Annotated in this window: 10 protein-coding genes; 5 read left to right on the top strand and 5 right to left on the bottom strand. The window is 68.7% G+C overall.

The window, feature by feature from the left end:
• Position 1 precedes the first annotated feature (1 nt).
• The 4 genes from gcvH to ACX1DX_RS05445 all read right to left on the bottom strand — a co-directional run bounded on the left by gcvH (position 2) and on the right by ACX1DX_RS05445 (position 4,452).
• Positions 2-358, bottom strand: coding sequence for a glycine cleavage system protein GcvH (gene gcvH / locus ACX1DX_RS05460; protein ID WP_198928171.1), 357 nt, complete (start codon positions 356-358; stop codon positions 2-4).
• Between the two features lie 9 nt (positions 359-367).
• Entirely contained in the window at positions 368-1,504 is a 1,137-nt protein-coding gene (gene gcvT / locus ACX1DX_RS05455; protein WP_459397887.1) for a glycine cleavage system aminomethyltransferase GcvT, read from the bottom strand.
• Between the two features lie 105 nt (positions 1,505-1,609).
• Positions 1,610-3,673, bottom strand: a complete 2,064-nt coding sequence (gene uvrB / locus ACX1DX_RS05450; RefSeq protein ID WP_459397886.1) for an excinuclease ABC subunit UvrB — start codon at positions 3,671-3,673, stop codon at positions 1,610-1,612.
• A gap of 89 nt (positions 3,674-3,762) precedes the next feature.
• Positions 3,763-4,452, bottom strand: coding sequence for a maleylpyruvate isomerase family mycothiol-dependent enzyme (locus ACX1DX_RS05445; RefSeq protein ID WP_459397885.1), 690 nt, complete (start codon positions 4,450-4,452; stop codon positions 3,763-3,765).
• 26 nt (positions 4,453-4,478) lie between these two features.
• Between ACX1DX_RS05445 and uvrA the strand changes: the two genes are divergently transcribed.
• A complete protein-coding gene (gene uvrA / locus ACX1DX_RS05440) occupies positions 4,479-7,322 on the top strand; it encodes an excinuclease ABC subunit UvrA (protein ID WP_459398184.1) in 2,844 nt (947 codons plus the stop codon).
• 37 nt (positions 7,323-7,359) lie between these two features.
• Here the strand turns inward: uvrA and ACX1DX_RS05435 are convergent, their stop codons facing one another.
• Entirely contained in the window at positions 7,360-7,950 is a 591-nt protein-coding gene (locus tag ACX1DX_RS05435) for a hypothetical protein (protein ID WP_182763610.1), read from the bottom strand.
• A 45-nt stretch (positions 7,951-7,995) separates the two neighbouring features.
• Here ACX1DX_RS05435 and uvrC point away from each other — a divergent pair, with 45 nt between their 5' ends.
• From uvrC to ACX1DX_RS05415, 4 genes are all read left to right on the top strand, one after another.
• Positions 7,996-9,915, top strand: coding sequence for an excinuclease ABC subunit UvrC (gene uvrC, locus ACX1DX_RS05430; protein WP_459397884.1), 1,920 nt, complete (start codon positions 7,996-7,998; stop codon positions 9,913-9,915).
• Positions 9,916-9,988: 73 nt separating this feature from the next.
• Complete coding sequence (locus ACX1DX_RS05425; protein WP_459397883.1) at positions 9,989-10,582, top strand: biotin transporter BioY; 594 nt, start codon at positions 9,989-9,991, stop codon at positions 10,580-10,582.
• Entirely contained in the window at positions 10,579-11,289 is a 711-nt protein-coding gene (locus ACX1DX_RS05420) for an energy-coupling factor ABC transporter ATP-binding protein (protein WP_459397882.1), read from the top strand. Before ACX1DX_RS05425 ends, ACX1DX_RS05420 begins: the two co-directional genes overlap by 4 nt.
• Positions 11,286-11,906 (top strand): energy-coupling factor transporter transmembrane component T family protein, encoded by a 621-nt coding sequence (locus ACX1DX_RS05415; RefSeq protein ID WP_182763606.1) that lies wholly within the window; start codon positions 11,286-11,288, stop codon positions 11,904-11,906. Before ACX1DX_RS05420 ends, ACX1DX_RS05415 begins: the two co-directional genes overlap by 4 nt.
• The last annotated feature ends 5 nt before the right edge of the window (positions 11,907-11,911 follow it).

Raw genomic sequence — 11,911 nt, 5'->3', positions numbered from 1 at the left:
CCTAGCCGATCATCGAGCGGTAGGCGTCCTCGTCCATCAGCGATTCCGCCGCGGCGGGATCCGACGGGCGGATCTTGATGAACCAGGTCTGCATCGCGGAGTGGGGCGTCACCGATTCAGGGGAGTCCGCCAGGGACTCGTTGACCTCGGTGATCTCACCGTCGTAGGGGGCGTTGATGCCGGAGACGGCCTTGGCGGAGTCGATGCCCACGATCTCCTCACCCGCGGTGACCGTGGTGCCGGCATCGGGCAGGTCGATGAAGACGATGTCGCCGAGTTCCGAGGCGGCGTGGTCGGTGATCCCGACTTCGAACGACTCGGTGTCGACCCACTCGTGTTCGTCGGTGAACTTGATCATGGTGCTCCTCTAGCGCTTGTACTGGTGGGGGACGAACGGTAGTTCCGTGACGGTCAGCGGCAGGGCCTTGCCCCGGACCTGGGTGTAGAAGGTTGCTCCGGCCGTGGCGCCGGTGGGCACCAAGCCCATGGCGACGGGGCCGCCGGCGGTCGCGCCGAAGCCGCCCGAGGTGATGACGCCGACCTGTTCGGTGCCCTGCTCGTCGGCGAACAGGGGAGCACCCTCGCGGGCCACGGCCCTGCCCTCGGGGCGCAGGCCCACGCGCTCACGCGCGGCGCCCTCGTCGAGTTGCCGCAGGATGACCTTCGCGCCGGGGAAGCCGCCCGCCCTGGGGCCGCCGGAGCGGCGGACCTTCGGGATGGCCCAGGCGATCCCGGCCTCGACAGGGGTGATGTCCTCAGCGAGCTCGTGGCCGTAGAGGCACATGCCGGCCTCGAGGCGCAGCGAGTCGCGGGCGGCCAGTCCTGCGGGGGCCACGTCGTCCAGCGCCAGCAGCGCGCGGGCGAAGGCCTCGACCTGCCCGTTGGGAACGGAGATTTCGAAGCCGTCCTCCCCGGTGTACCCCGAGCGTGAGATCCAGACCGGTTCCTGGGCGTGCCACGCGATGGGGCCGCCGGAAGGAGGAAGGACCTGTGTCGAGTCCATGAAGCGCATCCCCGACACTACGGGCAGCAGTTTCGCCAGCGCTTCCTCGGCCTTCGGCCCCTGCAGCGCCAGCAGCGACCTGTCCGTCAGGTGCTCGACGGTGACGTCCTCCAGCGTCCGCAGCAGCGCCAGGTCCCCGTCGGTGCGCGACGCGTTGAGGACCAGGAAGAACCGGTCTCCGTGGTGCGCGAACATCAGGTCGTCCACCACGCCGCCGGCATCGTTGGTGAGCAGGCCGTAGCGCTGCCGGCCCTCCTCGAGCCCCGCGAGGCTCGCCGGGATGAGGGTCTCCAGCGCCGCCGCCGCGTCCGCCATGTCGCCTGAGCGGGGGCGGATGAGCACCTGCCCCATGTGGGACACGTCGAACAGCGACGCTGCCGCTCGGGTGTGCTGGTGTTCCTTGAGGCCCCCCTCGAACTGGACGGGCATGTCCCAGCCAGCGAAGTCGACGAGCTTGACGCCCAACTGGGTGTGGAGTTCGTGCAGCGCCGTGGTCTTCATCGACGTCGGGCCCCTTCCCGGCACGCGTGCCGACGGTTGGACAACGCATCCAGGCTAGCTGCGCACCAGTGCCGCGGTGCGGGGAACGGGGGAATCCGCGCAGCGTCAGCGCGTGGCCTCGATCATGCCGCGCAGGTCCCGCTTCAGGTCCACGATCTCGTCGCGGTGGCGGGCGGCCACCTCGAACTGCAACTCCGCCGCCGCCTGGTGCATCTGGGCGGTGAGGTCCTCGATGAGCTTGGCGAGTTCCTCCTGGGCCATGGCGGTGGCATCCAGGCCGCGGCCCTTGCGTCGGCCACCGGAGGCCGCCTCCTCGAGCAGTTCGGTGGTGTCCGCGTCCTCGCGGGCGAGCATCTCCGAGACGTCGCCGATGCGCTTGCGCAGCGGTTGCGGGTCTATGCCGTGCTCGGTGTTGTACGCCACCTGGACGGCGCGTCGACGGTTGGTCTCGCCGATGGCGGCCTCCATCGACGGCGTGATCTTGTCCGCGTACATGTGCACCTGGCCGGCGACGTTTCGCGCGGCACGGCCGATGGTCTGGATGAGGGACCGCTCGGAGCGCAGGAAGCCCTCCTTGTCGGCGTCCAGGATGGCCACGAGCGACACCTCCGGGAGGTCGAGGCCCTCGCGGAGCAGGTTGATGCCCACCAGCACGTCGTACTCGCCGAGGCGCAGCTCGCGCAGCAGCTCGATGCGGCGGATGGTGTCGATGTCGGAGTGAAGGTAGCGGGTGCGGATGCCGTGGTCCATCAGGTAGTCGGTGAGGTCCTCGGCCATCTTCTTGGTGAGCGTGGTGACGAGCACCCGCTCGTTGCGCTCCACGCGGAGCTTCACCTCGCCCATGAGGTCGTCGATCTGCCCACGCGTGGGCTTGAGGATGACCTCCGGATCCACCAGACCGGTGGGGCGGATGATCTGCTCCACCACGCCGTCGGCCCGTTCCATCTCGTACGGGCCGGGCGTGGCCGACAGGTAGACGGACTGCCCGATGCGCTCCACGAACTCGTCGAACTTCAGCGGCCGGTTGTCGATGGCGCTGGGCAGCCGGAACCCGTGCTCGACGAGGGTGCGCTTGCGGGAGGCGTCGCCCTCGTACATGCCGCCGATCTGGGGGATGGTGACGTGGGACTCGTCGACCACCAGCAGGAAGTCTTCGGGGAAGTAGTCCAGCAGGCAGGACGGTGCGGACCCGGGGGCGCGGCCGTCGACGTGGCGCGAGTAGTTCTCGATGCCGGAGCAGGTGCCGATCTGGCGCATCATCTCGATGTCGTAGTGCGTGCGCATCCGCAGGCGTTGAGCCTCGAGCAGCTTGCCCTGCGCCTCGAACTCGGCGAGCCGCAGCTCCAGCTCACGCTCGATGCCAGCGATGGCACGCTCCATCCGGTCGGCACCGGCGGAGTAGTGGGTGGCGGGGAAGATGTAGGCCTCGCTCTCCTCGTGGATCACGTTGCCGGTCAGCGGGTGCATGGTGACGATGCGCTCCACCTCGTCGCCGAAGAACTCCACGCGCAGCGCGTTCTCCTCGTACATGGGGAACACCTCGAGGGTGTCGCCCTTCACCCGGAAGGTGCCGCGGCCGCCGCCGATGTCGTTGCGGGCGTACTGGATGTCCACCAGGTGGCGCAGCAGGGTGTCGCGTTCGTACTCGTCGCCGACGCGCAGCGTGACCCGCTGCTTCAGGTACTCCTCCGGCGTGCCCAGGCCGTAGATGGCCGACACGGTGGCCACGACGATGCAGTCCCGGCGGGTGAGGAGCGACGACGTGGCTGCGTGCCGCATCCGCTCGACCTCCTCGTTGAGCGAGGAGTCCTTCTCGATGTAGGTGTCCGTCTGGGGGAGGTAGGCCTCGGGCTGGTAGTAGTCGTAGTAGGAGACGAAGTACTCGATGGCGTTGTTGGGCATCAGGTCGCGCAGCTCGTTGGCGAACTGCGCGGCCAGGGTCTTGTTGGGCTGCATCACGAGGATGGGGCGCTGGAGGCGCTCTGCCAGCCAGGCCACCGTCGCCGTCTTACCGGTACCGGTGGCGCCCAGCAGCACGACGTCCTGCTGGCCGGCGTTGATCCGCTGCTCGAGGTCTGCGATGGCCCTGGGCTGGTCACCGGACGGCGAGAACTCCGAGATGACCTCCAACGGGGCCACCTGGCGCTGCAGTTCTTCGATGGGACGCATGACTCACAGCGTAGTCGCGGCGTCTGACAGACAGCGCGTCAGTTCTGCGAGCCCCCACCAGACACAACTCAGCGCTGCGTGAGCAGCAGCTAGTCGTCGGCGCGGTAGATCCGGCTCGACTCGACGCCCCGCATCAGCCAGGCGAGCAGATCGGCGGCCGGGCCGTGGAAGGTGGCCGGTTCTACCGTGCGGCCCACGGTGCCCTCGTAGCCCTCATCCGCCACGAGGCGCAGCGGAGGGTAATCGTCGCGGTGCCCGATGCGCTCCACCTGGAAGGCCAGCAGCGCGAGCGCGACGTCAGGGGCCAGCACGGACGGCGTGAAGTGGGCGTCGAGGTCGAGATGGTGGAGCACCACTTCGCTGAGCCGGGCGAGCGGGATGCGGCGGGCAGGGATGGAGTGGCCGTCGCGCAGCCTGATCTCCCGATGGTCGCCCTCCATCTCGGGGAGCAGTCCCTGGAGTTCGCTGGCGCTGGTGTCGAGTTCGATCTGCAGAGCGAGCCCACCGGAGATCGCGCCCAGCTCGATGGCCTGGTGGTCTTCGCCGCGTGAGCCGTACATCTCGCTCTGTACGCCGTCCTGCAGTTCGCCGATCACCCGGACCATCGCACGGGCACCCTCGACGAGGTGAGCGGCCACGTGGCTGCGTGACCATCCGCTCAACTTCGTGGGGCTGGCCCAGTCCTCATCGGTGAAGCCGATGGTCGTCCCGAGTAGCAGCGACGTGTGCTCGCGCACGGCGCTCACCACGTCGCCGAACGGCAGGCGGTTCATCGGCATGTGCCCCAAACTAGCAAAGACGTACCATTACGGGCGTGAATGATCGGCTCATTGTGCGTGGCGCACGCGTACACAACCTCAAGAATGTCTCCGTCGACCTGCCCCGCGACTCACTCATCGTGTTCACCGGACTCAGCGGATCGGGTAAATCGTCGTTGGCGTTCGACACGATCTTCGCTGAGGGGCAGCGGCGCTACGTCGAGTCGCTGTCGGCCTATGCCCGCATGTTCCTGGGCCAGATGGACAAGCCGGACGTCGACTTCATCGAGGGGCTCTCGCCGGCGGTGTCGATCGACCAGAAGTCGACGTCGCGCAACCCCCGCTCCACGGTGGGCACCATCACGGAGGTCTACGACTACCTGCGCCTGCTCTACGCGCGCATCGGCGTCCCGCACTGCGAGGTGTGCGGCGCCGTCATCGGTAAGCAGACCCCGCAGCAGATCGTGGACCGCATGATGGGCGAGGAGGAGGGCACCCGCTTCCAGATCCTGGCTCCGCTGGTGCGCGGTCGCAAGGGCGAGCACGCCGACCTGTTCCGCCAATTGATCGGCGACGGGTATGCCCGCGTCCGCATCGACGGCGAGACCTATTCGCTCACGGAACTGCCAGCCGTGGCCAAGACCTACAAGCACGACATCGACGTGGTGGTGGACCGCGCGGTGGTGCGGCCCAACGCCAAGCAGCGGATCACCGAATCCATTGAGACGGCCCTCAACCTCGCCGGTGGCGTGGTCACGATCGACTTCGTGGACCGCCCCGAGGGAGACCCGGAGCGCGAGCGTCGCTTCTCGGAGAAGATGGGCTGCCCCAACGAGCACGACGTCAACATCGACGAACTCGAGCCGCGGCAGTTCTCGTTCAACGGCCCGTGGGGGGCCTGCCCCGAGTGCTCGGGCCTCGGCACGCTGCTGGACCCGGACCCCGAGCTGATCATCCCCAACGACGACCTCTCGGTGGAGGACGGCGCCATCGCGCCCTGGACCACGCCGACGATCAAGCAGCACTACGCCCGCGTCCTCGAGTCGCTGGGCGAGGAACACGACTTCTCGTTGACCACACCCTGGAAGGACCTGTCCGCCGCCACCCGCAAGCTGCTGCTGCACGGCGCCAAGGGCAACGTGGTGGTCAAGTACCGCAACCGGTTCGGCCGGGTGCGGGCGTTCTCTCAGAAGTATGAGGGCGTCATCCCCTTCATTCGGCGGCGGTTCGACGAGGCCGAGACGGACGCGGCCCGGGACCGGTGGGGCGGCTACATGCGCGAGATCGACTGCGCGCGCTGCGAGGGCGCGAGGCTCAAGGCCGCGTCGCTCGCGGTCACCGTGGCGGAGCGCAACATCTCCCAGTTGGCCAACCTGTCGATCGGCGAGGCCGCGGAGTTCCTCGGCGCGCTGCAACTGTCGGAGCGGGAGGCCGCCATCGCCGAGCGGCTCATCAAGGAGATCAACCTGCGGCTGCGCTTCCTGCTCGACGTGGGCCTCGACTACCTCTCGCTCTCGCGCGCCGCCGGCACGCTGTCGGGCGGGGAGGCGCAGCGGATCCGTCTCGCCACCCAGATCGGGTCCGGCCTCGTGGGCGTCCTGTACGTGCTCGACGAGCCGAGCATCGGCCTCCACCAGCGCGACAACCTGCGGCTCATCGAGACACTGCACCGGCTCCGCGACCTGGGCAACACGCTGATCGTCGTCGAGCACGACGAGGACACCATCCGGGCCGCGGACTGGGCCGTCGACATCGGGCCGGGGGCCGGCGAGGGTGGCGGCGAGGTCGTCATCAGCGGCACCGTGGAGGAACTGCTCAACCACCCCGAGTCCAAGACCGGCGCCTACCTGTCCGGCCGGCTCGAGATCCCGGTGCCGGCCGTGCGGCGCCCGGGCAACGGGCTGCAACTCGTCGTCAAGGGGGCGCGCGAGCACAACCTGCGCAACATCGACGTGACCTTCAACCTGGGCCAGTTCATCGCCGTGACCGGGGTCTCCGGTTCGGGCAAGTCGTCGCTGGTCAACTCCATCCTGTACACCGCCGCGGCGAAGGCCATCTACGGCGCGAAGGCCGTGCCCGGGCGGCACAAGTCGCTCGATGGGCTTGAACACCTCGACAAGGTGATCTCGGTGGACCAGTCGCCGATCGGCCGCACCCCCCGGTCGAACCCGGCCACCTACACCGGCGTGTTCGACAAGGTGCGGGCGCTGTTCGCCAAGACGCCGGAGGCGAAGGTTCGCGGCTACATGCCGGGCCGCTTCTCCTTCAACGTGAAGGGCGGCCGGTGCGAGAACTGCATGGGCGACGGCACCATCAAGATCGAGATGAACTTCCTGCCGGACGTCTACGTGCCGTGCGAGGTCTGCCACGGGGCCCGGTACAACCGCGAGACGCTGGAGGTGCACTACAAGGGCAAGACCATCGCCGAGGTGCTCGACATGCCCATCAGCGAGGCGGCCGTCTTTTTCGAGTCGATCTCGTCCATCGCCCGGTACCTCAAGACGCTGGAGGAGGTTGGCCTCGGCTACGTCCGCCTGGGCCAGCCGGCCACGACCCTGTCGGGCGGCGAGGCGCAGCGCGTGAAGCTCGCGGCTGAGTTGCAGAAGCGCTCCACCGGCCGCACCCTCTACGTCCTCGACGAGCCGACCACCGGTCTCCACTTCGAGGACATCCGCCGCCTGCTGGCCGTGCTGCAGCGCCTCGTCGACCAGGGCAACACCGTCGTGACCATCGAGCACAACCTCGACGTGATCAAGAGCACGGACTGGGTGATCGACATGGGGCCAGACGGAGGGACGCGCGGTGGCACCGTCATCGCCACCGGTACTCCCGAGGAGGTCGCGGCGACGGCGGGCTCAGCCACCGGCGAGTTCCTGAAGAAGCTGCTGTGACCGGAAGTCCCGCGGCGCCCCGGCGGGACCGCCCGGATCACGCGGGGTAGAGCGGGCGCAGCGACTCCGGCGCGATGCGCCCGGCAGACCATCTACCGGCGAAGTAGATGAACAGCGCCGCGCCGAACAGCGGCAGGGCGGGCTTGCGGGGGTCCCACGGACCCCGCAGCGAGTTGATGTACTGGTCGCGGTTCAGGGCCACCACGCCGTCCTGGCCGCCTTCACAGGCGACCTGATAGCGGCCGGGCTCGGCGTAGAACGAGGTACCGACGGTGGGCGGGTCTGACGCGTAGCGCCACGGCTCCTGCAGGAGTTCGTAGCCCTCCGCGTCCGTGATGGTGCAGGGAGGAAGCTCGGCCTCGTGGCGGATCAGCACGTAGGAATCCGCCGACGTGATCGAGATGGATCCGTCAGTGCCCGGCACGTGCCGCTGCGGCACGTAGTCGTCGCGCATGCCGGTGAACTGGCCGAGCAGCAGCGCCGCGGCGGGGGCCGCCAAAGCGAGCGCCGCGATGATGGTGACCACCTGCACGACGAAGGCGATGCGACGGCGCTTGCGCCAGGCGCGCATCTGCGCGACGAGCTCCTCGCGGGCCGTCATGGGGCGTGCTGTCTGCCTCGTGCTCATCACCCAAGGATAAGCCCGGATTCCGCGGCTGAGTAGGCTGCAGACATGGCCGATCCCGCGAGCTACCGCCCCCGTCCGGGCAGCATCCCCACAGACCCCGGGGTCTACCGCTTCTTCGACGCGTTCGGCCATGTCCTGTACGTCGGCAAGGCGAAGAATCTGCGCCAACGCCTCAACTCCTACTTCGCGGACCCCGCCGCGCTGCACTTCCGCACCCAGACGATGGTGCGCACCGCAGCGAAGGTGGAGTGGACGGTGGTGGCCAACGAGTTGGAGGCACTCCAGCTCGAGTACACCTGGATTCAGCAGTTCGACCCGCGGTTCAACGTCAAGTACCGCGACGACAAGTCCTACCCCTGGCTGGCCGTCACCATGAACGAGGAGTACCCGCGCGTGTTCGTCGGGCGCGGCGCCAAGAAGCGCGGGGTGCGGTACTTCGGCCCGTTCGGGCAGGCGTGGGCCATCCGCGAAACCGTCGACCTGCTGCTTCGGGTGTTCCCCATGCGCTCCTGCACGCAGGGGGTCTTCAACCGGGCGCGTTCCTCCGGCAGGCCGTGCCTCCTCGGCGACATCGGCAAGTGCAGCGCCCCCTGCGTCGGACGGGTGAGCCCGGAGGAGCACCGTGCGATCGCCGAGGACTTCTGTTCCTTCATGGCCGGCAACACCGGCGGGATCATCGGCCGCATCGAGCGCGCGATGTACGACGCCTCGGCGGAGATGAACTTCGAGCGCGCGGCCGTCCTGCGGGACTCGCTGACCGCCCTGCGCAAGGTGCAGGAGAAGAACTCTGTGGTGCTCAGCGACGGCCTGCGCGCCGACATCGTGGGCCTCTCCGACAACGGCCACCAGGTGGCCGTCCAGGTGTTCCACATCGTCGACGGGCGCATCCGGGGCGAACGCGGCTGGATCGCCGACCGGGCCGACGACCGTTCGCTGACGGAACTGCTGGAGGCCTTCCTCGAGCAGTTGTACACCGACGACCTGGAGATCCCGCCGTACATCCTCAGCTCCGTGGAGGCGGAGGACACGCTCATCGCGCACCTGTCGACGCGCCGCGGCAGCAAGGTCGACATCAGGGTGCCGCTGCGGGGCGAGAAGCGGGCGCTGCTCGACACCGTCGTCCGCAACGCCGACATGGCGCTCGACCAGGCGAAGCTGCGTCGCTCCACGGACCTCACCGCCCGTTCGCAGGCGCTGGACGAGATCTCCGAGGCGCTGGGTCTGGAGGAACCGCCGCTGCGGATCGAGTGCTACGACATCTCGCACACCATGGGCACCGAGACCGTCGGCTCCATGGTGGTGTTCGAGGACGGGATCCCGCGCAAGAGTGAGTACCGCCGTTTCATCATCAAGAGCTTCGAGGGGTCCAACGACATCGCCGCCATGACCGAGGTGCTCAGCCGGCGCCTGCGGAGGCTGGCGGACGAACGCCAGTCCGACGTCAAGGTGGACGCCACGACGGGGGAGGCGGCCCGCTTCTCCTACGCGCCGGCGCTGATCGTCGTCGACGGCGGTCTGCCGCAGGTGAACGCCGCCGCGGCGGTGCTGAAGGAGTTCGGCTTCGACGGCGAGATCGCGCTCTGCGGCCTGGCCAAACGGCTCGAGGAGGTCTGGATCCCCGGCGAGGAGTACCCGCTGATCCTCCCGCGGGCTTCCGAGGGGCTGTATCTGCTGCAGCGGTTGCGTGACGAGGCCCACAGGTTCGCGATCACGCACCACCGGTCCCGGCGTGCGAAGACGGTGGTGGAATCCGTGCTCGACGGCGTCCCTGGGCTGGGTGAGCTGCGCAGGAAGGCGCTGTTGAAGTACTTCGGTTCCATGCGGAAGCTGCGCCAGGCCAGCGTGGAGGAGATCGCGGAGGTGCCCGGCTTCGGCCCTCGTCTGGCCGCCTCGGTCAAGGCCGCCGTCGCAGACACCGGGGGAGAGGCGATCAACCTCACCACCGGCGAAGTCATCGACACCTGAGACACGCCCCGAGTTGAACAGTGTTCAAACAAGGTGCTTAAATTGTGCTCACTCATCAACCTAGGAGTGACCGATGTCCACCAGCACCGCTGTCGACGCGCCGCGCACGAAGGCCTTCGCGCCCGCCGACCTCGCGTACATCGCCGTGTTCGCCGCCCTGCTCTCGGCGCTGTCCCAGATCACCGTGTCCCTCGGGCCGGTGCCCTTCACGCTGCAGACCCTCGGCGTCGCCCTGACGGCGCTCGTCCTCGGCCCTTGGCGCGGCTCGGCAGCCGTCGTGCTGTACATCGTGGTCGGCGTGGCAGGGCTCCCCGTGTTCGCGGGCGGCAAGGCGGGCCTCTCCGCGTTCCTCGGCGCCACGGGCGGCTACCTCATCTCCTTCGTGGTCGCCGCGGTCCTCATCGGGTTCGTCGCGAAGTGGGCGCTGCACAAGGGTCTGTCGCCCATGACGCCCGTGTGGTTCTTCGTCGGGTGCCTCGCCGCGCGGTACCTCGTGATCCTCCCGATCGGCGTGGGCTGGCTCTCGGGCTACCTCGACAAGCCCTTCTTCGACGCCATGGTCACCATCGACATGCCGTTCTGGATCTGGGACGCAGCCAAGAGCCTCTTCGCCGTGCTGATCGCCGTCGCGGTGCACAAGGCCTTCCCGAGGCTGCTCGGCCGATGATCCAGCTCCGCGACGCCCGCGTGGTCGTCCCCGCCTCACGGCAGGGCGACCCGGACCGGGTATTGCTCGCGGGGGTCACACTGGACCTCGCCGAGCGGCGCGTCGCCGTCATCGGCGCCAACGGCTCCGGAAAGTCGACCCTGCTCCGACTGCTCAACGGCCTGCGCACCGTCACCTCGGGCCAGGTGCTCGTGGACGGCCTCGACGCAGACCGCGACGGCAAGGCGGTGCGGCAGAAGGTGGGTTTCATCTTCACGGACCCGCTGGCGCAACTGCTGATGTCGACGCCCGTGGAGGACGTCGAACTCAGCCTGCGCAGCCTGATCAGCAACCGCGCAGAACGCACCGCCCGGGCCCACGCCCTCCTTGAGGAGCGCGGCATCGGGCACGTCGCGCACCAGTCGATCTACGACCTCAGCGGCGGTGAGCGTCAACTCGTGGCGCTCACCAGCGTGCTGGCCGTCGAGCCCGCCATCCTCGTGGCCGACGAACCCACCACGCTGCTGGACCTGCGCAACAAACTGATGCTCCGCCGCGTCTTCGCCGAGCTGGACCAGCAGATCGTCTTCTCCACCCACGACCTCGACGTCGCACTGGACGCCGAGCGGGTCATCGTCGTCGACGGTGGCCGCATCGTCGCCGACGGCGAGCCGCGCGAAACGGTCGACTTCTACACGCGGATCATGGCGGACAGGGTGGGGGCGTGAACGCCCACACCAGTGTGCTGGGCATCTTCGAGCCCGGCGACGGGTGGCTCTTCAGGGTGCGCGTGGGGACGAAGTACCTCCTCCTGCTGGCGTTGGCGGTGCCGCCCATCTTCATCTTCCAGTGGTGGGCCACCGCCGCCGGCGTCGTGCTGGTGCTGGCCGCCCTGCTGACGGCCGGGCTCGGGCTCCGCAAGATCTTCGGCTTCGGCTGGTACATCTGGTTCTTCCTCGCGCTGCTCGCCGCGTACCAGCTCGTGGGGTTGCGCTGGGAGCCCGCGTTCGTGACGCCGGGCAACATGCTGCTGGGCGTGCTCGCGGCGCGGATGCTCACCCTGACCACCTCGACGGCGGACCTGCTCGACGCCCTCACCCGCGGCCTCGGGGTCCTGCGGTACGTGCGGATCAACCCCGATGCAGTGGCCCTCATGGTGGCGCTGATGCTGCGCTCCATCCCGTTCCTCGCCGGGTCCATCGAGGACGCGCGCGCGGCGGCCCGCGCCCGCGGGAAGGAACGCAACCTGGCTCTGCTGCTGACCCCCGCCGTCGTCAACGCGGTCTCGTATGCGCAGCGGACAGGCGAGGCGCTCCATGCGCGGGGGCTGCCGGAAGAGCACTAGGGTGG

It is taken from the genome of Tessaracoccus zhenghani, assembly GCF_054552775.1.
Note: the sequence above shows the minus strand (reverse complement) of the source record. Positions and strands in the feature narration are given on the sequence as shown.